The sequence below is a fragment of the Methylobacter tundripaludum SV96 genome, assembly GCF_000190755.2.
Lineage (GTDB): Bacteria > Pseudomonadota > Gammaproteobacteria > Methylococcales > Methylomonadaceae > Methylobacter_A > Methylobacter_A tundripaludum.
Genome location: NZ_JH109154.1, coordinates 283183 through 303366, shown reverse-complemented (window position 1 = coordinate 303366; position 20184 = coordinate 283183). Strand labels below are relative to the sequence as shown.

The 20184-nt window shown below is 48.7% G+C and carries 24 protein-coding genes; 21 read left to right on the top strand and 3 right to left on the bottom strand.

All coding sequences use genetic code 11. The annotated features are described in order from the left end of the window. Position 1: 1 nt before the first annotated feature. The 7 genes from METTU_RS21160 to METTU_RS21130 all read left to right on the top strand — a co-directional run bounded on the left by METTU_RS21160 (position 2) and on the right by METTU_RS21130 (position 4026). The gene (locus METTU_RS21160; protein WP_006894104.1) at positions 2-433 is read left to right on the top strand and encodes a type II toxin-antitoxin system RatA family toxin; all 432 of its coding nucleotides are present in this window, start codon (positions 2-4) and stop codon (positions 431-433) included. Further along, entirely contained in the window at positions 426-701 is a 276-nt protein-coding gene (locus tag METTU_RS21155) for an RnfH family protein (RefSeq protein ID WP_006894103.1), read from the top strand. The genes METTU_RS21160 and METTU_RS21155 overlap by 8 nt, the downstream gene beginning before the upstream one ends. Positions 702-744: 43 nt before the next feature. Then, positions 745-978, top strand: a complete 234-nt coding sequence (locus tag METTU_RS21150; RefSeq protein ID WP_006894102.1) for an RH3 domain-containing protein — start codon at positions 745-747, stop codon at positions 976-978. Further along, positions 965-1228: a type II toxin-antitoxin system RelE family toxin gene (locus METTU_RS21145; protein ID WP_006894101.1), complete on the top strand. Its 264-nt coding sequence runs from the start codon at positions 965-967 to the stop codon at positions 1226-1228. The genes METTU_RS21150 and METTU_RS21145 overlap by 14 nt, the downstream gene beginning before the upstream one ends. Before the next feature lie 38 nt (positions 1229-1266). Further along, entirely contained in the window at positions 1267-1896 is a 630-nt protein-coding gene (locus METTU_RS21140; RefSeq protein ID WP_006894099.1) for a hypothetical protein, read from the top strand. 186 nt (positions 1897-2082) lie between these two features. Next, positions 2083-2337, top strand: a complete 255-nt coding sequence (locus METTU_RS21135; RefSeq protein ID WP_006894098.1) for a helix-turn-helix domain-containing protein — start codon at positions 2083-2085, stop codon at positions 2335-2337. A 321-nt stretch (positions 2338-2658) separates the two neighbouring features. After that, the gene (locus METTU_RS21130) at positions 2659-4026 is read left to right on the top strand and encodes a flavin monoamine oxidase family protein (RefSeq protein ID WP_006894097.1); all 1368 of its coding nucleotides are present in this window, start codon (positions 2659-2661) and stop codon (positions 4024-4026) included. A gap of 38 nt (positions 4027-4064) precedes the next feature. On the opposite strand, the gene METTU_RS21125 is transcribed toward METTU_RS21130, so the two are convergent. Beyond that, the gene (locus tag METTU_RS21125) at positions 4065-4628 is read right to left on the bottom strand and encodes an outer membrane protein assembly factor BamE (RefSeq protein ID WP_006894096.1); all 564 of its coding nucleotides are present in this window, start codon (positions 4626-4628) and stop codon (positions 4065-4067) included. A 152-nt stretch (positions 4629-4780) separates the two neighbouring features. Here METTU_RS21125 and fur point away from each other — a divergent pair, with 152 nt between their 5' ends. The 3 genes from fur to lolD are packed head-to-tail and all read left to right on the top strand — an operon-like array spanning position 4781 to position 7144. Next, positions 4781-5197, top strand: a complete 417-nt coding sequence (fur, locus tag METTU_RS21120; RefSeq protein ID WP_040581732.1) for a ferric iron uptake transcriptional regulator — start codon at positions 4781-4783, stop codon at positions 5195-5197. Positions 5198-5223: 26 nt separating this feature from the next. Next, the gene (locus tag METTU_RS21115; RefSeq protein ID WP_006894094.1) at positions 5224-6471 is read left to right on the top strand and encodes a lipoprotein-releasing ABC transporter permease subunit; all 1248 of its coding nucleotides are present in this window, start codon (positions 5224-5226) and stop codon (positions 6469-6471) included. Next, on the top strand, positions 6464-7144 hold the full coding sequence (gene lolD / locus METTU_RS21110; RefSeq protein WP_006894093.1) for a lipoprotein-releasing ABC transporter ATP-binding protein LolD: 681 nt from the start codon (positions 6464-6466) through the stop codon (positions 7142-7144). The genes METTU_RS21115 and lolD overlap by 8 nt, the downstream gene beginning before the upstream one ends. 59 nt (positions 7145-7203) lie before the next feature. Here the strand turns inward: lolD and METTU_RS21105 are convergent, their stop codons facing one another. Beyond that, entirely contained in the window at positions 7204-7776 is a 573-nt protein-coding gene (locus tag METTU_RS21105; protein WP_006894092.1) for a DUF2062 domain-containing protein, read from the bottom strand. A 78-nt stretch (positions 7777-7854) separates the two neighbouring features. Here METTU_RS21105 and METTU_RS21100 point away from each other — a divergent pair, with 78 nt between their 5' ends. From METTU_RS21100 to sufD, 6 genes are all read left to right on the top strand, one after another. After that, positions 7855-10188, top strand: a complete 2334-nt coding sequence (locus METTU_RS21100; RefSeq protein WP_006894091.1) for a DNA internalization-related competence protein ComEC/Rec2 — start codon at positions 7855-7857, stop codon at positions 10186-10188. Positions 10189-10256: 68 nt separating this feature from the next. After that, positions 10257-10706, top strand: a complete 450-nt coding sequence (locus tag METTU_RS21095; protein WP_006894090.1) for an SUF system Fe-S cluster assembly regulator — start codon at positions 10257-10259, stop codon at positions 10704-10706. Positions 10707-10714: 8 nt separating this feature from the next. Next, positions 10715-12163, top strand: a complete 1449-nt coding sequence (sufB, locus tag METTU_RS21090; protein ID WP_006894089.1) for a Fe-S cluster assembly protein SufB — start codon at positions 10715-10717, stop codon at positions 12161-12163. A gap of 19 nt (positions 12164-12182) precedes the next feature. Further along, positions 12183-13142, top strand: coding sequence for a bestrophin family protein (locus METTU_RS21085; protein WP_006894088.1), 960 nt, complete (start codon positions 12183-12185; stop codon positions 13140-13142). Next, positions 13130-13885 (top strand): Fe-S cluster assembly ATPase SufC, encoded by a 756-nt coding sequence (sufC, locus tag METTU_RS21080; RefSeq protein WP_006894087.1) that lies wholly within the window; start codon positions 13130-13132, stop codon positions 13883-13885. The genes METTU_RS21085 and sufC overlap by 13 nt, the downstream gene beginning before the upstream one ends. Then, a complete protein-coding gene (gene sufD, locus METTU_RS21075; RefSeq protein WP_006894086.1) occupies positions 13885-15207 on the top strand; it encodes a Fe-S cluster assembly protein SufD in 1323 nt (440 codons plus the stop codon). Before sufC ends, sufD begins: the two co-directional genes overlap by 1 nt. Here the strand turns inward: sufD and METTU_RS21070 are convergent. Next, a complete protein-coding gene (locus tag METTU_RS21070) occupies positions 15202-15768 on the bottom strand; it encodes a Uma2 family endonuclease (RefSeq protein WP_006894085.1) in 567 nt (188 codons plus the stop codon). The two genes, sufD and METTU_RS21070, sit on opposite strands and share 6 nt — an antisense overlap. Before the next feature lie 89 nt (positions 15769-15857). Between METTU_RS21070 and METTU_RS21065 the strand changes: the two genes are divergently transcribed. The 5 genes from METTU_RS21065 (at position 15858) to METTU_RS21045 (ending at position 20174) form a co-directional block, all read left to right on the top strand. Next, positions 15858-17081, top strand: coding sequence for a cysteine desulfurase (locus METTU_RS21065; RefSeq protein WP_006894084.1), 1224 nt, complete (start codon positions 15858-15860; stop codon positions 17079-17081). Then, positions 17081-17533, top strand: coding sequence for a Fe-S cluster assembly sulfur transfer protein SufU (gene sufU / locus METTU_RS21060; protein WP_006894083.1), 453 nt, complete (start codon positions 17081-17083; stop codon positions 17531-17533). Before METTU_RS21065 ends, sufU begins: the two co-directional genes overlap by 1 nt. Before the next feature lie 111 nt (positions 17534-17644). Next, on the top strand, positions 17645-18427 hold the full coding sequence (locus METTU_RS21055) for a class I SAM-dependent methyltransferase (protein WP_006894082.1): 783 nt from the start codon (positions 17645-17647) through the stop codon (positions 18425-18427). Positions 18428-18509: 82 nt separating this feature from the next. Further along, a complete protein-coding gene (locus METTU_RS21050; protein ID WP_006894081.1) occupies positions 18510-18830 on the top strand; it encodes a non-heme iron oxygenase ferredoxin subunit in 321 nt (106 codons plus the stop codon). 288 nt (positions 18831-19118) lie between these two features. Then, the gene (locus METTU_RS21045) at positions 19119-20174 is read left to right on the top strand and encodes an FAD:protein FMN transferase (RefSeq protein WP_050897828.1); all 1056 of its coding nucleotides are present in this window, start codon (positions 19119-19121) and stop codon (positions 20172-20174) included. Positions 20175-20184 lie beyond the last annotated feature (10 nt).

The following is a 20184-nucleotide window of genomic DNA, read 5'->3' as shown; positions in this document are numbered from 1 at the left end:
CATGACCGTTGTTCAAAAAAGCGCCCTGGTCAAATTTTCAGCGCAGCAGATGTTTGATTTGGTCAACGACATTGAAGCCTATCCTGAGTTTTTGCCCTGGTGCAGCGGCAGTCGCATCATCAAGCGCGAAGATGATATTGTTGAAGCGGAGGTAGTGATTTCCAAAGGCGGCTTTAAAAAATCCTTTTCGACCCGGAACAGGATCGATAACGGACGCAGTATGACGCTCTCCCTGTTGAACGGCCCGTTTTCCTCTCTGGAAGGAAAGTGGGAGTTTATACCGTTACGCGAGGATGCCAGCAAGATTTCCCTGGACCTGGAGTTTGAAATGTCAGGCAAGCTGGCAAGCCTGGCTTTCGGCGCAGTCTTCAACCAGATCTGTAACACCATGGTGAGTTCGTTTACCGCAAGGGCTAAAGCAGTTTATGGTTAATGTCGAAGTGGCCTATGCCAAACCCGAACAGCAGGTGATAGTCACAGTGGCAATGGAGGAAGGCGCGACTGTTGAAGCCGCGATAAAAACATCCGGCTTGCTGGAGCTTTTTCCTGAGATTGTCTTGTCCGAGCTTAAGGCGGGCATTTTTGGCGTGGCCTGCAAACTGGATCAACCTGTTAGAGAGGGCGACAGGATAGAAATTTATCGGCCTTTGGTTCATGATCCGAAAGAGGCTAGGCGACAGCGGGCTTTGAAGGGGTTTTGACGGTATAATCCAATAACACTATCTGCTACGAGGGGGCAACAATATGAGTGAACTATCTAAAAGATCAACGGTTTACTTTGAGCCGGAAATTCATCAAGCATTGAAAATTAAGTCCGCCATTACTCATCAATCGCTCTCTCAAGTAGTCAACGAAGCGATACGCATTGCTTTACAAGAAGATAGAGAGGATTTATCTGCTTTTGAAGAAAGGGCAGGCGAATCTACGTTGAGTTATGAGGAGCTGCTGGAAGATTTAAAAGCGCATGGCAAATTATAAAATTGCCTTCAAAAGTTCAGTTGCAAAAGATCTTCGAAATATTCCAAACGCAGATGTAAAACGCATACTTAATTGCATTAATTCACTTTGTGAAAACCCAAGGTCTGATGGCTGTATTAAGCTGTCAGGCCAAGAACGGTATCGAGTAAGACAAGGCGTATATCGAATTATCTATGAAATTCAGGATTTAGAGTTAATTGTTTTGGTCGTCAAGGTTGCACATCGCAGTGAAGTCTATAAAAATAATTAACAATCACGTTAGCCGTCTATCTTTCGAGTATTGCCATTATGGACAACCCCGCGATCCTTGACACACTCCAAGCTGCTCATAACAAATACTTCCGCTTACTGTTGGAGCATTATCCGTTAATTTCCAAAGATGGTCTCTTCGTAGACTTTGGCCCTCCTGAACTTTGTGATCTGGCCATTGAGGTTCATGCATGCGCCATTGCGCTTGGCCCGAAAGCATTAGAACGTCTGTTCTATTTAGGACTGGATGTGCTTTACCCATTCGATAACCCCGTTGACCTCTATAATTGGCGAATTCGTGTCAAGAAAGAAAGTATCGATCACACGACTTACGCTTCTATCGCAATCCGAATTGATTCTGAACTCAAGCGAATGCGCCGAGTTTTCGAGCTCGACGGTGAAGCCGTATACGAGGTTATCCCCGCAGAAGCATTTCTCGTGTCCAAGGCTCGCTACAAGTCAATCGCTGTGCCAGAGGAAGGAAATGGTGGTGCCAGCCAGTCCGGCTCAGGGATTTCGTCGCCTAGCATGCATATTGACACCGTGAATATTCAGTACGCCGCAGACTCTCAAGCAGTGAGCCGACTCGAAAAACTTGAAAAGGAAACAACCATTGGCGCAAATTTCTCCAACATCATCAGCGTCCTGCGAACGATCTTCGGCGGCTAAGCCATGTAGGGGCGCACCGCGCACCATTTACGAATGCCAAAATGACCGGGCTATTTTAAAACATTCTAACGGGCCCATTTCAGGTATCAAAATTTCCAGTACGGTTAGACCCCGAAAAGGGGCGTGATACACTCCCTACAGGCTGTGGGGTCGACGCCTCGAAGTAGAAGAAGGTAGGGCAATGATATGAATGAATACCAAATAGCAAAAAAATCAATTAATGTTACTGTCGGAGAGTCAGTAAGAATCATCCGTGAACTTCAAGAATTAAGTCAAAATCAATTGGCTGAACTTACCGGTATTCCCCAGTCCACTATCTCGGCAATTGAGCATGACAAGATAAATTTAGGCATAGAGCGCGCAAAGATTTTAGCCAAAGCGCTTAAATGCCATCCTGCGGTATTAGTTTTTCCCGGATGGGATGCTGAGATTGCAGTCTAACAGGGTATCTACACGACTCAAATTGCACATCTAACGCAGTAAGCCGCCCTGTTCAGTCTATCTATTGCCCTATATTCCTCTGCGAAGTCATTCCCTTGCAGGAATTAACCGCGAAGCACATAATCCGTAAGCGAAATGGCGAAACTATTGCGACACTAGCTGAGCCTAGGCTTCATCCCAGCCGATGAAACAAATTACTTCCGGAACGCTCAGCCAGTGTCGAATGCGCTCTTCGCATTCGTACGATGCGTTAATTCATTCGACGCACGTAATCAGAACAAGCTTCTACAAGTTTCCTGTCCAGGCAGACAAGGAGAGAAAATGATTACACCAGAATACGATTTGGCCGTGGTGGGTGGCGGAGTTGCGGGATTGTATTGCGGTATGCACGCCGCACCCGACTGGCGTGTCGCCCTGTTCGAAGGCAGTCATCGCCTCGGCGGCAAACTGGAAACCGTTTCCATGCTCGGCTTCGATGCGGAATACGGAGCAATGCGTTTCGACCCGATCTTACAGTCCCGCATGGGCGAACTCATCAACGAACTGGGCATCGAAACCTTGCCTTTTCCGGAATATTCAAGTCCCCCTGACCAGCAGCACAATTTGAACTATCGACTGGATGCGGACGAGCAGGGCCTGACGACGTTGGAACTCTTCAAGCTCGCGATACAGCGGGTGCTGGGCATGTCGGAGGCGGAAATGCTGGCCCTGAGCGAACAGCAGCTCGAATCGATCCGGCGGGAAAGCGTATTTTTCGGCCAGCCTTTATGGGAGCAAGGTTTGTGGAACACGCTCGGGCGGGTTATCAGTCACAATGCCTTGCGCTACATCGTTATGGAAGGCAGTTTTTTTCATTTCATTCACGAGAATCCGAATGCCGCAACCTGGATGATTACCTGGATCAAGATGCTGCAAATGAGCCCAAATCTCAGGACGATCCGGCACGGTATGCAGTCGCTAGCCGACGCCATGCAGGAGCGTCTGCAACAGCGGGGTGCGGAAATTCACCGTGCCCAGGTGCTGACTTCGTTGGAACGCTATGATCGGGAACGGGTGCTGCTGCATTTTTCTGAAGGGCAGTCCTGTATTGCGAAACACGTTATTCTGGCGCTGCCCGAACATTGTCTGGTCCGCATTAACGGATTTCCGCTGGGAATTCGGTCGATGTTCGGATCGGTGCTGGACATCCCTTTGCTTAAATGTTTTTTCGTGGTCGAAGATCCCTGGTGGGACGAGGATATTCCTCATTTGGACATGCCGAATCTGCCGGCCCGTGAGGTGCATTATCAAAAACGGGATGGCAAAGGCCTGGTTATGGTCTACGCCGATCGGCCGTATTTGAATTTTTGGAGTCAATATCTGCGCAAGGGTTATGAGACGCGGGCGGAGATTAATGGCGATCAAGGATTGCCGCTGGCCTTTGCCCGTTTCGTGGGCATCGATCCTAAGCGCATTATCAGCTACGGAGTTCGTCATTGGGGAACCGAACCTTACGGCGCAGCCTGTCATCTATGGAAGCCGGGAATCAAGCCCTGGACGGTGCAGGAAAAGGTAGCTGCATTTTCGCTGGAGCGCAACGGTCCAGCGAACCTGCATATTTGCGGCGAAGCTTTTTCGGATTACCAAGGCTTTATCGAGGGTGCGTTGCGTACGGCTCATGATGTGATGGGGAGAATGGCAGCCACATAATCCACCCATCGCATCGTCTCAACGCTGCAAACGCACGGCTAAAGCGGTAATTGATCTGTTGGTGATCCCGATCCCGACGCCGGTTTTGCATCCGCTTTGTCACTCTTAGGCGAATCATCAGTGCTGTCATAGCCAAACAGGCCGGTGATCATTTCCCACAGGGTTTTTTCAAGATCCCGTTTGGGCACTTCTACGGTAGTTTCTTCGGATGTTTTAATAACGGGAACGGCGCTGGGTTTGAAATCGCCTTGTACGCCGATCAGTTGATCGTTATCAAAGAATAATGAAATTCTTTTTTGCTGTCTGTCGCCGCCTTCAACTTGGGCCGAATAGAGGTAGTCCCAACGTTTTTGATGAAAAAAATCAACCAGCATCGGTGAGCCCATTATATAAAGCACCTGGCGCTTGTTCATGCTGGGTCTGAGTTGATCGATCATGGATTGATCGACGATATTGCCTTGCTGGACATCGACTGTGTAGACGCCGGGCAGGTTGGTCAGAATGGTGGTGCAAGAGCTGAGTGTCAGGCTTGCTACGACTGCAAGGATGCAGGGGATAAAGCAATTACCGGATAGGTTTAAAGCGGAAAGCGGCTTTCTCATTTGAGGCTGCGGATGAGTTGAAAATGCAAAATCATACAGGATGTTAAGGGATTATCCTATAAAACTGTCATGCCCATACTGTCAAAAAAAGGCTACAATGCGCGTAATTCTATATAAAACTGCCTGCACAAAGGTATAAACGGAGATTAATGTTGGATACGCATGATTTAAGGAATGCAGGCCTGAAGGTGACTTTGCCTCGGGTCAAGATTCTGCAAATTTTAGAAAATCAGGTTAACGAGCGTCATTTAACCGCCGAACAAGTTTATAAAATTCTGCTGAGTGAGGATGAAGAAATCGGTTTGGCTACGGTTTATCGTGTTTTAACTCAATTTGAAGCGGCCGGACTGGTGAGTCGACATCACTTTGAAGGCGGCAACTCTGTCTTTGAGCTTGATAAAGGCACTCATCATGATCACATACTGTGCATGAAGTGCGGCAAAGTGGATGAGTTTACCGATGAGGTTATTGAGGCTCGGCAAAAAGAAATCGCTGTAAAACTGGGCTATGAGTTGACCGATCACGGCCTTTATTTATACGGTTTTTGCGCTCAGTGCAGGAAATCCTGATTTTTTTATTTTAAATTGTAGGCTTCATGTTTAAACCTCTCATTTTTTATATCGGCTTGCGTTATACGCGGGCCAAACGCCGAACTCAGTTCATTTCTTTTATTACCTTAACTTCCGTGCTGGGCATAGCCTTGGGCGTTACTGCGTTGATTGCCGTGTTGTCGGTGATGAACGGCTTTGAAGCCGAATTACGTGAGCGGATTCTCGGCATGACTTCACATGCAACCGCTACCGGAAAATACGGTCAGTTGGATAATTGGCAGGACCTGGAGCGGAAATTAAAGAACTATCCGCATGTAGAGGGCACCGCGCCTTTTATTAATGGACAGGTGATGATTAACGCCGACCGGCGCGTCAGCGGCACCATGCTGACCGGGATTCTGCCGGAATACGAGTCCAGAGTATCGGAAGTCGCCGATAAGATGAAAGAAGGCAAGTTGTCTGACCTGGTTCCCGGCGAATACGGCATTATTTTAGGGGTAGAGCTGGCCAATTATCTGGGCGTTTTCATGGGCGATAAAATCACTGTTATCAGTCCGCAGATTAATTCCACTCCGGCCGGTATTGTGCCGCGCATGCGGCGGTTTACCGTGGTCGGTATTTTTAAGGTGGGCATGTATGAATATGATCGCAATATGGCGATGATTCATCTGGATGATGCGGCCAAATTGTTTCGTTTAGATGATGCCGTTTCAGGCCTTAGAATCAAATTGGATGATCTGTTTAATGCGCCGAAAATCACCCGGGCGCTTTCCAACGCTTTATATGACGATTATCAGGTCAGCGATTGGACGCTGGCGCACAATAACTTTTTCCGGGCGATACAGACAGAAAAACGGGTGATGTTTATTATCCTGTTGCTGATCGTGGCGGTGGCGGCTTTTAATATTGTTTCCACGCTGGTGATGGTGGTCACCGATAAGCGCGGCGACATTGCTATTTTAAAAACCCAGGGACTGACATCAAGGTCGGTGATGGGTATTTTTATGGTGTTGGGAGCGGTCATCGGCGTAGTCGGCACCGCGCTCGGAACCGTAGGCGGGGTATTGCTGGCGTTGAATGTGGAAACCATCGTTCCGGCCATTGAGAAATTATTCCATGTCCAGTTTATGGCCGCCGATGTTTATTACATCAGCGAACTGCCTTCCAAATTGGTCTGGACTGATGTTTATGTGATAGCGGGTATGGCCTTTTTACTGTCATTATTGGCGACTATTTATCCTGCCTGGCAGGCAGCCAAAGTAAATCCAGCGGAAGTTTTAAGATATGAATAATACCAACATACTGCAATGTCAGCAGTTGACCATGCGCTATGACCAGGGCGGGCTGGATGTTGAGGTTTTAAAAGGGGTCGATTTAAGCATCGGTGTCGGTGAGCGTGTCGCCATCATGGGCGCATCGGGTTCAGGCAAAAGCACCTTGCTGCATTTGCTGGGCGGACTTGAAAAGCCCAGCGGCGGCAAAGTGGTTTTGGGCGGCGTTAATCTTAATGAAGTCGGCTCAGGCCAACTGGCTAAGTTAAGGAATAAATCCTTGGGCTTTATCTACCAGTCTCATCATCTGTTGGGCGAGTTTACTGTGCTGGAAAATGTGGCGATGCCTTTGCTGATCGGCGGACATTCGGTAAAAGAGGCGAGTACTCGTGCGACAGCGTTATTGAAACGGGTAGGGCTGGGGCACCGCATTGAACACAAGCCCGGCGAGTTGTCCGGCGGGGAAAGGCAGCGTGCCGCAGTCGCTAGGGCGTTAATCAATAAGCCGGGTGTGGTTCTGGCCGATGAACCCACCGGAAATCTGGACAGTAAAACGGCGGATCAGGTTTACCAGTTAATGCTGGAATTAAACCATGAGCTGAATGTCAGCTTTTTGGTGGTGACTCATGACCATGAGCTGGCTGCCAGAATGGGCAAGGTTTTGCATATGGAAGATGGGCTGATTGTAGGCTAGGAAAAAGCATAAAGCCGCGAGCAACTGTATTTATGCAGTCGCTCGCGGCTTGGTTTTAATCAGTCTAATTCGTTTTTTATGTCTTCAATCTGCGACTCTTGTGCAGTAAGTCTTTTTTCCTTTCTTTCCGCCCATTTTTTGTTTACATGGTATTGCCAGTAATAATGGATGCCGAAATAACCGGCGGTGGACGAAACTATCCCCATAATCAAACAGCCGACCAGAAAAGGTTGCCAGACATCGCCAAGACTGGAGAATATGTTACTTAGTGAAAATTCGGATTCATCGGCACTGGTCGGCTGATTCAGGAACGACAGTCCGACTTCATAAGCGAAATAGTACAGCGGCGGCATGGTGATCGGGTTGGTTATCCAGACCAGCGCTACCGAAATCGGTATGTTAGCCCGGTAATAAATGGCACCCATAGCGGCAAAGACCATTTGCGCCGGGGCAGGAATCCAGGCGCAAAAAAGACCCACCGCAAAAGCCAGAGCAATAGAGCGTCGGTTCAAATGCCAGAGGTTAGGCTCGTGCAGTTTATCGCCGAGAAATTGTAGGCTCTTGTGTTGTTTGATCACTTCAGGATCGGGGATGAACTTGTCGATCAGTTTTTGTATAAGTTTCTTTGGCATCGTTATTGTTATTATTTAAGTTACACTCAAATTAAGTTTATCAGGTTTTTGTTAGCCTAAAAAACACCAAGGTGCTAAATGGTCGTTTCCGCCCTGTCATTTTTAGCCGGATTGATGCTGGTTCAACAGTTTCCGATATTGCCGGATGTTAAATGGCTGATAGTCGGCGGCGTATTGGTTGGCATTATTGCATGGTTGCGTTATTGGCGGTGCCTGTTTTTTGTGGTCGGCGTGCTGTGGGCGATAGTGTTTGCGATGCATCGATTGTCCGACCGGTTGCCTGAACAGCTGGAGGGTGTAGAGGTTCAGGTGACCGGCACCATAGCCGACTTGCCGGAACAGGATGAAAAGCGCGTCCGCTTCGACTTTATCACCAGGGATGGTGTGTATGACGCAAACCTGCCGGGAGCAGGTGCGGCGATCGCCAGGGATGGTGTGTATGCCGCAAGCCAGTCTGGACAGCAATTACCTGCCAAATTGAGATTAAGCTGGTACTACCCGGATCAGCCCATCAAGGCCGGTCAGCAGTGGGTTTTTACCGTTAAATTGAAACGCGTCCACGGCACAATGAACCCCGGCGGTTTTGATTATGAACGCTGGCTGTTTACCGAAGGTGTAGGCGCAACCGGCTATGTGCGTCCGAGTCCAAAGCCGGTTTTGCTGGGGCGCGATTCGGCCTGGGGCAGTATTTCTGTCTGGCGTCAGAGCATCACCGATCAGCTTTCAAGCGCATTGGGCAATAGCGCAAGTCTGGCGCTGATAAAGGCGTTGACTATCGGCGACGGCAACAGCGTCACTCAAGAACAATGGGAGGTTTTTCGTAAAACCGGCACCACGCATCTGGTGGTGATTTCCGGTTCGCATATCGGGCTTATTGCCGGGCTGGTTTATTTCCTGATACTTAAGTTGTGGGCGCGGACGGGATGGCTCGCCCGGTCGCCGCAAAAAGTTGCGGCAGTTTCGGCTGTGCTGGTGGCGATTTTTTACTCCGGGTTGGCCGGTTTTTCCGTGCCTACCCAGCGTTCGGTGGTCATGTTGTCTATTGCCATGGCAGCCATTATTTTGCAACGCAATAGTCGTCCTTTTAATACCTTGTCCATCGCCCTGTTTGCAGTGCTGATTGTCGATCCGCTAGCCGTTTTATCGGCGGGGTTTTGGCTATCATTTCTCGCCGTGAGTGTTATTGTTTATACCGTTTCCGGGCGCTTAGGCAAGCTTGGGCCCGTTTGGGGCGCAATAAAAATAAACGGGGTCACGTCGGTGGGTTTATCGCCTCTGCTATTGCTGTTTTTCCAACAGGTTTCATTGATTGCGCCATTGGCTAATTTGATCGCCGTACCGGTTATCAGTCTGCTGGTTGTGCCGTTATCGCTGCTGGCTGTCATCATCATGTTTATCTTGCCAACGTTGGCAAGTAAATTGTTCTTTTTGGTGGACACTGTCTTGCAAGGCTTATGGTGGCTATTAGCCCATTTGGCGGAAATTCCCATGGCGTCGATAAACCATGCACTGCCCTCGTATTGGGCATTGCTTTTCGCTGTGCCGGGTATTTTACTGCTGCTTGCACCGGTCGGCATTCCGGCGCGGTGGTTGAGTCTGGTGCTGTTTTTGCCGCTGGTGTTTACCGATGTAAAACAACCCGAAGCAGGTGACATCAACATGACCTTGCTGGATGTCGGGCAAGGCTTGTCGGCCGTTGTGCAAACCACTCATCATCTGCTGGTTTACGATACCGGTGCTAAATTCTCTGAACAAAGCGACATGGGGCAGAGTGTGCTGCTGCCTTTTTTGCGCTCGCAAGGTGTAGCTAAAATCAACAGCTTAATCATCAGCCATGGCGATAACGACCATATCGGCGGCGCTGTATCGCTAATGCGCGGCATGGATACTGAACAAGTGCTGACTAGCGTTCCGCAACAGTTAAGCGAGTATGCGCCAATCGAGTGTGTCGCCGGGCAATCGTGGTTATGGGATGAGGTCAAGTTCACTGTGCTGGCTCCTCGGCAATCGTTTGTGTCGGAAAACGACAATTCCTGCGTGCTGAAAATCCAGTCGAAACACGGCGCGGTATTGCTGACCGGCGACATAGAGGCAGCGGCGGAGTCCTGGTTGGTTGAGACCTACGGCGAAGCATTAAAAGCCGATGTGTTGGTTGCTCCGCATCACGGCAGCAAGACCTCATCAACCGCCGGTTTTTTGCAAGCCGTCCAACCTGGCTACGTGCTGATTCCTGCGGGTTACCGGAATCAATTCGGCCATCCGCATAAAGATGTTTTGGCGCGCTATCGGCAAGCCGATGCTCTTTGGCTGAATAGTGCCGACAGCGGGGCTATTGTCGTTAATGTTAAAAATAATGTACTTGCAGTACGTGGGATGCGTCAGACGGAAAGTAAATATTGGAATATTAAATGATAATTACCAATGACTTTACTCTGTAATTAAATAGGACTAGAATAGTCCTCAATTATTAGGGGCAAGGTATGTTACGGCTGAGTAAGTTAACTGATTATGCAACGGTCATTTTAAGTTTTATGGCCAGAGAAAAAGCGCAGGTGCGTGCGGCTATGGAAATATCGACGGTGACCGGCATCGCTCTGCCTACAGTCAGTAAAATCCTTAAGCTGCTGGTTAACGCAGACGTGTTGATTTCCACGCGCGGCGCCAAGGGTGGCTATGTTTTAGCCAGAATGCCGGAAGAAATAAGCGTTGCGGCTGTTATCAGCGCGCTGGAAGGACCGATTGCCCTCACCGAATGCAGTATTTCCCATCAAGGCTGCGAACAGGCTTCGGGCTGTGATATTTTGGGGAACTGGAGTTTGATTAACCAGACCATTCATAACGCATTAGAGTCGGTGACCTTGGCCGATTTAATCAGACCCGTTGTTGTACCGGAAGAAGTGTTGATTCCGGTCTCCAGTTTATATAGGTAGAAAATTTTATGTCAGCAAGTGAACAAGAAATCAAGAATCTGATCGGCAAGGAATACAAACAGGGGTTTGTGACTGAATTGGAAACCGACACTTTTCCGCCCGGATTGGATGAGGAGGTTATTCACAGGTTATCGAAAGTCAAGAATGAACCTGAGTTTATGCTCGAATACCGGCTGAAAGCGTTTCGCCATTGGCAAACCATGAAGACGCCGAAATGGGCGTTCGTCAAGTTCGATCCTATCGATTATCAGGCGATCAGTTACTATTCTGCGCCTAAACGTAAAGAAGACGGGCCGAAAAGCCTGGATGAAATTGATCCGCAAGTCTTGGAAGCTTACAAAAAACTGGGTATTCCGCTGGATGAGCAGGAGCGTTTGGCCGGTGTTGCGGTCGATGCGGTTTTCGACAGCGTGTCGGTAGCGACTACGTTTAAAGGCAAGCTGCACGAAGCGGGCGTTATTTTCTGCCCGATTTCGGAAGCCTTGCGTGAGCATCCAGAACTGATCAAACAATATCTGGGCTCGGTCGTGCCGCATACCGACAATTACTTTGCCGCTTTAAATGCCGCCGTATTTACCGACGGGTCATTCGTCTATATTCCCAAAGGCGTGCGCTGCCCTATGGAATTGTCCACCTATTTTCGTATCAACGCCGCCAATACCGGGCAGTTTGAACGGACTTTAATTATCGCCGATGAAGGCAGTCACGTCAGTTATTTGGAAGGCTGCACCGCGCCGATGCGTGACGAAAACCAGCTGCATGCGGCTGTAGTTGAGTTAATCGCGATGAAAGATGCGGTGATCAAATACTCGACCGTGCAAAACTGGTATCCGGGCGATAAAAACGGCTTGGGCGGCATCTATAACTTTGTGACCAAACGTGCCGATTGTCGCGGCGAAAATTCCAAAGTGTCCTGGACACAGGTGGAAACCGGTTCGGCAATTACCTGGAAATATCCAAGCTGCATCCTGACCGGCGACAATTCCACCGGCGAGTTTTATTCGGTGGCGTTGACCAATAATTATCAGCAGGCCGATACCGGCACCAAGATGATCCATATCGGCAAAAACACCAGCAGCACCATTATTTCCAAAGGGATTTCAGCGGGTCGTGCGCAGAACACTTACCGTGGTTTGGTCAAGGTGTTAAAAAGTGCTGAAAATGCCCGTAACTATACCCAGTGCGATTCGCTGTTAATCGGCGATAAATGCGGCGCGCATACCTTCCCTTATGTGGAAGTCAAGCAGCCTTCGGCCCAGGTCGAACATGAAGCGACGACCTCCAAAATCAGCGAAGACCAGCTGTTCTTTTGCCAGCAACGCGGACTGTCGGCGGAAGATGCGGTGTCGATGATCGTTAACGGTTTTTGTAAGGAAGTATTCAGGGAGCTGCCGATGGAGTTTGCGGTGGAGGCTCAGGCGTTGTTGGGTTTGAGTCTGGAAGGTTCGGTCGGTTAACGTATAAAAGGCTAGCAATATGGCAAATCCAGTAGAGTTAGAGTTGCACAGTAATAAGGGTGAATCGCCAGGTTTTTTTCGTGGCGCCCTAATGTGGCGAGGTTCTGTTACCCCGCTTGTGTTGCCCACTTTGCTGATAATGTCTTGTTATCCTTTGTTATTAGTGCTGCTTGATCAATATTGGCGACCATTACCTCATCTTGATGTGACCCCGTTTGAATATACCGGGGTTGTGCTGGGTTTGGTGCTTGTGTTTCGAACCAATGCAGGCCACGAGCGCTGGTGGGAGGCACGCAAATTATGGGGAGGCATTGTTAACCAGAGTAGAAATATAGTCATTGAGGCATTGCACTATGGGCCTCATGATCCTGCCTGGCGGGAAGCAATGGTGAAGTGGACGATAGCCTTTTCTGCTGCAGCGAAAGAGTCTCTGCGGAATAGCAAGAATTTTGATGATTTGGCCGGCGTGCTGAGCGAACAGGAACTTAACGAGCTAAAGTCTGCTGAACATATGCCGCTGTTTGCCGCCAGCAAAATGGCTTTTTTGTTACAAAAAGCACGGTCCGGATATCAGCATATAGATGGTTTTGGGTTTTGGGCGTTAGAAGGACAGCGGATTTTGCTGATTGATCACATTGGCGGCTGTGAAAGAATCTTAAAAACGCCAATGCCATTGGTTTATGCTATTAAGACCCGGCGCTTTATTTTACTTTTTTTATTATTGCTGCCCTTTTCTTTAATAGAACAGGCGGGATTTATTACGGTACTTATTTTTTTTCTAGTCGCTTATCCCTTGCTGTCATTAGACAGAATCGGGATTGAGTTACAGAATCCATTTAATATAAAAAACTTAAGCCATTTACCCTTACACAGTATTTGCGACACTATAAAACGTCAATGTTTGGCATTGTTAGAGCAGTCGCAAGTCGAACACGTTTTCAATTTTGACCAGTCAGGTAACCAAGCATGCTCAGCATAAAAAATCTTCACGTCAGCGTTGGCGATAAGCCTATTCTTAAAGGCATTAACCTTGAGATTAAAGCCGGTGAAATCCATGCGATTATGGGACCGAACGGTTCCGGTAAAAGTACCTTGTCGCATGTGTTGTCAGGCAAGGGCGGCTACACTGTCACCGAAGGCTCGGCGACTTATCAGGGCAAAGATTTACTGGAAATGGCACCTGAAATCAGGGCGCGTGAAGGCGTGTTTTTGGCATTCCAGTATCCGGTGGAAATTCCCGGTGTCAGTAATATCTATTTACTGAAAGCGGCGCTGAACTCCATACGCAAACATAACGGACAGCCTGAAGTCGATGCGATGGATTTTTTAACGCTGGTTAAAGACAAAGTGCGTTTGCTCGAAATGGATGAGAAATTTCTCTACCGTGCGGTTAACGAAGGCTTTTCCGGCGGCGAAAAGAAACGTAATGAAATCCTGCAAATGGCCATTCTGGAACCCAAGCTATGCATCATGGATGAAACCGATTCCGGCCTGGACATCGACGCATTAAAAATCGTCTCGGAAGGCGTTAATTCCTTGCGTTCGCCGGAGCGCGCGTTTGTGATGGTGACGCATTATCAACGCCTACTTGACTATATCAAACCGGATTTTGTCCACGTTTTGGCGCACGGCCAGATCGTCAAATCCGGCGGTGCCGATTTGGCATTGGAGCTGGAAGAAAAAGGTTACAGTTGGGTCGAAGATAATCAGGCGGCAGCGTAATGAATACGGCAACAGCAAGCCGTTATGCGGCTGAATATCAAACGATAGCTCCAGTATTGCCGGGGCAAGCCTTGCCTTGGTTGAAGGCGTTAAGGGCTGAGGCATTGATGGCATTTTCAGCGCACGGTTTTCCATCGCCGCGTGAAGAAGAATGGCGCTATACCAATGTGTCCGGCATTGAGAAGAAACTATTTTCACCATCGCTAAGTTTAACCGCCGGTGATCTCGATTCCGAGTGGTTGAAATCGTATCAGCTGGAAGATACCTGGTCTGTGGTTTTAGTGAACGGGCATTTCTCGGCAGAGCTTTCAAATTTAACTGATTTGCCGTCAACTGTTTCAGTAATGAGCATGGCTGATGCGTTGGTAAAACAACCGGACAAAGTAGAAAAGTATTTAGGAACAGCTGCCGACCAATCAGAGCACAGCTTCATCGCTTTCAATACCGCATGGTTTACCGACGGCTTGTTTGTTCATGTGCCGGTCAAGCAGGTTTTAAACAAACCGATACAGTTGCTGCATATTGTGACTGGCAGCGATGCAATGGCTACGACCCGCAATATCATTATTGCCGACGAAATGGCCGAAGCCAAGGTGATAGAGACTTTTGTCGGTATAGATAATGCCTATCTAACGGCCGCTGTCACCGAGGTTTTTGTTGGCTCTAACGCCGATGTGACGCTGTATAAAATGCAGAGCGAGTCTGACAAAGCCTATCATTTTGGCGGCAGCTACATTAAGCAAGCGAGAGATGCGCGGTTTACTCATCACAATTTCGCCTTTGGCGGCTTGTTGGCGCGTAGCGATATTCATGCTGATCTGGATCATGCCTCAGAATGCGAACTGAATGGTTTGTACTTGGGCGTCAAGCGTCAGCATATCGACAACCATACCCGCATCAATCATTTAAAGCCTTATGCCATTAGCCGCGAGCTGTATAAAGGCGTGCTGGACGATAGAGCCAGAGGCGTGTTTCAGGGGCGGGTGATTGTGGCTATTGATGCACAGAAAACCGATTCGCAAATGAACAATCGTAATCTGCTGTTATCGGACGATGCCGAAGTGGATACCAAGCCGCAGCTGGAAATTTATGCCGATGACGTCAAATGCGGACATGGCGTAACGGTGGGTCAGCTGGATGAGAAATCCATTTTCTACCTGCAATCACGTTGTGTCGATGAAGAAACGGCGCGTAACATGCTGACCTTTGCGTTTGCTAACGAAATGGTCGATAAGATCAAGATTAGAAGCTTGCACGATATAGTTTTAGAGCAGGTATTGGCGCGCTTCCCGCAGGAAGGCGTGAACAAGGAATGGCTATAGAATATCGGCAATATCGATGGCGATTTGCTCTAGTTGAGACAAGGTGACGGTGTTGCCGACCCGCAGCGTGGTTTTTTCACCATAACAATCACCATGCGGTTGTCGGTAAACTTCAAGGCAGGCGTCGTTCAGGTTCATTAGCCAGTATTCAAGGATGTTATGGCTGGCGTATAAACGCAGTTTCTGGTTTTGGTCGAAACTGGGAGAACTGTCGGCGACTTCGATCAGCAGCAATACGTCAGCGGCATTAGGATGACGGGAGCAGTAGAAATCATCATTCGGCTTTAACAACATAAAGTCGGGTTCGGGTTCTGAAAGATCGCCGAGTTGGAGCGGATTTTGTACGCTGGGAATAACGTCATCAGGCATTAATCTTGAGAATAGTTTATTGATGCGATTTAAATGACCGGAATGATTAAAGCCAATAGGTGCCATTTCCAAGATTTCTCCTTCGATGAGTTCAAGACGGCTGTCAGGCGGAAAAATATTAGCTTCACCTAATTTTTGCCATTCTTTGATGTCGGTCAGGTGTTTACGTACATTCGTAGTTGCTATAGCCATGTTCTTAATCAGAGTCAGGTAAGAATGATTGGAATATAATACGTTGTAATTTAAGAATCAATGTTATCGGAAGTAATACTTTAATAAATATGACAAACTTTCCCGTAGAAAAAATCCGCGCCGATTTCCCCATATTGGCTGAACTTATACGCAACAAGCCGCTGGTTTATCTGGATAACGCGGCCTCTTGCCAAAAGCCGCAGGCGGTTATCGACAGCATCGTGCATTTGTACAGCCATGATTACGCTAACGTGCATCGCGGTGTACATACCTTAAGCGTACGTTCTACCGATAAGTTTGAAGGCGCGCGCACCAAGGTTAAAGACTTCATTAATGCGTCCAGCGAAAAAGAGATTATTTTCGTAAGGGGCGCTACGGAAGCCATCAACCTGGTTGCGCAGACCTACGGCAAAGCCAATATTAAAGCCGGTGACGAGATTTTGATTACCGCGATGGAGCATCACTCCAATATCGTTCCCTGGCAAATGCTGTGCCAGCAGACCGGGGCAATCTTAAAAGTTGCGCCGATTAACCTGCAAGGCGAATTGATCTATGATGAGTTTGAAAAACTGATCAGCGATAAAACCAAGCTGGTTTCAGTGGTGCATATGTCCAATGCGTTGGGTACGATCAATCCGGTTGAAAAGATTATTGCAGCGGCGCATGCCAAAAATATACCCGTTATGCTGGATGGCGCGCAGGCGATTCCGCACATGGCGGTGGACGTGCAGGACTTGGATTGCGATTTTTATGTTTTTTCAGGCCATAAGCTTTATGCGCCTTCGGGCATAGGCGTACTTTACGGCAAGCAGGCTTTACTGGAAGCCATGCCCCCGTATCAGGGCGGCGGCGATATGATCCGCAAAGTCACCTTTGAAGAAACCGAATATAATACGCTGCCCTACAAGTTTGAAGCAGGCACACCCAACATTGCCGATGTGGTTGGTTTGGGCGCGGCAATCGATTACCTGAATGCCATCGGCATGGATAAAATTGCCGCCTATGAAGCCGAGTTGCTTGACTATGCGACCGAAAAAGCCGGGCAGATTAAGGGGCTTCGGATTATCGGCGAGGCCGAGCATAAAGGCGCCATTTTGTCTTTTGTACTGGATAAAATCCATCCGCACGATATCGGCACCATGCTGGACAGCTTAGGCATTGCCATCAGGGCAGGGCACCATTGCGCAATGCCGGTCATGGATTTTTATCAGGTTCCCGCGACCGCAAGAGCATCCTTCGCAATGTATAACACCAAAGAAGAAATTGACGTTTTAATGAAAGGCATAGAGTCCTTGATTGAGGTATTTGGCTAATGTTTGATGATTTACGCGACCTCTATCAAGAGGTTATATTCGACCACAACCGCAACCCGCGCAATTTCCGCGTCATGGACAATGCCGACCGGAAAGTGGAAGGTTTTAATCCGCTATGCGGCGACCGCCTAACCTTATATTTGAAAATGGATGGCGAGCTGATTATCGATGCCAGTTTCCAGGGTTCAGGTTGCGCCATTTCGACCGCATCCGTTTCATTAATGACCGAGATAGTCAAAGGCAAAACCGAACAGGAAGCCGAAGATTTATTTAAAAAGTTTCACGAAATGACCACCGGCAAAGATGAACAAATCAATCTTGAGGCGGTCGGCAAGCTGGCGGTATTGGCCGGTGTACGCGAATATCCGGCTCGGGTTAAATGTGCGACATTGGCTTGGCATACGCTGGATGCGGCGTTGAAAAACGAACAAAAATCCATTTCTACCGAGTAATGTTTCACCACGAAGGCACGAACGACTGCATGGATGCAGGAGGTAGAGCAATGCAGGAGCAATTGCCGAGAGCACGAAGATCTCTTCATGCTCTTTGTCGGTAATTAAGCCATGACCACAGAAGCTTCATCGCAAAAATACGCCGGAAAACTGGCCGTACTTTACCAAGGGCAGGGCGATAGCCTGCCGTTTCAGCAGCTTGCGGAAAGGTTGGGCGTTCCTTTGCACCGATCCATCAGCGATACTCAAGAAGACTTTTTTTTAAGCTGGCGCGACGGCTGTTTAAAACTGCTCGACAAAGAGCTGCTTAAAAAAGGCGGCTTGGTTGTCGATATAGAGCCGCGCAACGGCGAGCAGCGCTCATGGCCTGCGCCCAAAGACGGCGCTTTGGCCCAGGCGCTGGGTCGCAAAACCAGAACCGTTGTCGATGCCACTACCGGCTGGGGCCAGGACAGTCTGCATATTTTTCGCATGGGCTACGAGTTGCTCTGTATCGAGCGTTCGCCCGTGATGGCGGAATTGCTGACAGACGGCTTTGCCCGATTGGCGCAACAAGACTGGATGCTGCGACTTAATCTTGAGTCTCCCCGGTTGCTACAGGGTAATGCAATCGAACTGTTAGCCCATTTGGAAAGCCCGCCTGATTGTATTTATCTTGATCCCATGTTTCCTCCCAAGCGCAAAAAATCCGCACTCGCCAAGAAATCAATGATGGTGCTGCGCGACCTGCTGGGCGATGATCAGGATAAGGAGCAGCTTTTCGAGGCGGCTTTAAGCGCTGCCGGAAAGCGGGTGGTGGTAAAAAGTCCGGATTACGCCGAACCTTTGGGCGGCAAGCCTAGTCAAAGTTTTCAGGGCAAGTTGTTGCGCTATGATGTTTATTTGAAAGGCTAAAGATACAAGGCGGAAGGCACAAGGCTCATGTAGAGCTGGAAGCAAGTCGTCAGTTTTTAAACACTACGATAACGGATAAAAAATGTCGGACTGGATAGATGCAGTAGATGAAAATGCCTTGGCTAACGGCGAGAACATCGTCATGGATGTCGATGGTACGGATGTCGCCATCTTTAAAATCGACGGCCAGTTTTATGCGATTGAAGATGTCTGTACCCATGACGGCGCGGAAATCGCCAGCGGCAGGCTGGAAGGCGACGAGATTATCTGTCCCCGCCATGGTGCGCGTTTTTGCGTGAAAACCGGCGAAGTAAAATCCCCGCCCGCTTATGAAAATATCGATTGTTTTCCGGTCAGAATCGAAAACGGCAAAGTGCAGGTTAGGGACAGTCGCTGGGATTAACGTTGATTGAGGCGTTCAACAACAAGGGCTGTGGATGATTGTCATGTTGCCGGTTTGGCGGTAAATCAGGAAAGCTATTGCTTTACGCACCGTTATTGAGTCAAATTTCATTTTTTAAAAAACCTTCACGTCTTTGGGATTATAATAAGCGGCGCTTTTAAATACGACATTTAAGAGTGCAGTTATGGCGCAGTGTTCATCTTTCCCAGCCTCGACTGTTAAGATGCACCGCGTTTTTATGAAGTTTATTATTGATAGCTTGTGATGATAAAGAAACGGCAGACATGGATGACTAACCCAAACACTATAAAAACACCCCCCCGTTTAACTCTCGGCAATGGCTTTATCTCCGGCCTGTTTTTAATCATGCTGGCAGGCTGCTCGGAACCGACCATTCAAAAGCTTGAAGGCCCGGCTCAGGGCACGACCTACCACATCAGTTACTGGTCAGAATCACCGGTGGACGCTAAAGACATCAAAGCCGGTGTCGAAAACGAATTCGCGGTCATCGATAAACTGTTGTCCAATTACCGGCCCGACTCGACCATAGAAACCTTTAACAGCGTCGAGAATACTGAAAGCCAGGAAGTCGGCGGCGAAATCGTATCCTTGGTTAAAATCGCGCAAGTCGTCAATCAGGCCAGCCAGGGTTGCTATGATTTGACCATCAAACCGTTGTTCGATTTATGGGGCTTTCGAGGCGACGCGCTGACGATTCCTACAGATTCGACCATTGTTACCACGCTGAAACAAATCGGCATGGAAAAACTGGAAGTCGTGGATGACACGCATCTGCGTAAAAAACAGGCTGACCTGAAAGTCGATTTATCGTCCATTGCCCAAGGCTATAGCGTGGAACAGATCAGCAAGGTTCTGGCGCAAAAAGGCGTAAGTAATTATCTGGTCGAGATTGGCGGCGAACTGAAAACCAACGGCTATAAACCGGGTCTTCAACCCTGGCGCATCGCCGTGGAAAGACCGTTGCCGGAAGAGCGGACGATGCACAAAGTCGTTACCATGCCCAAGGACTCGCCGATTGCGGTGATGACTTCCGGCACTTACCGGCATTATTTCGATGACCACGGGCAGCGATATAGCCATATCCTCGACGCCCGTAACGGCAGACCGGTTACCCATAACCTGGTTTCCGTCACTGTTTTGATCAGCGATCCTTCAGTTGCCGACGCCTGGTCTACCGCGTTGCTGTGTCTGGGCCAAAAAGACGGCATGAAAGCGGCGAATGAGGCAAAAATTCCCGCTTTGTTCATCGAGCTGCAAGGCAGCGAGCTTACCGAATCCCGAAGTGATGCTTTAAGCACTTTGAACACTCTCACCATTCATTAATGCCTGAATC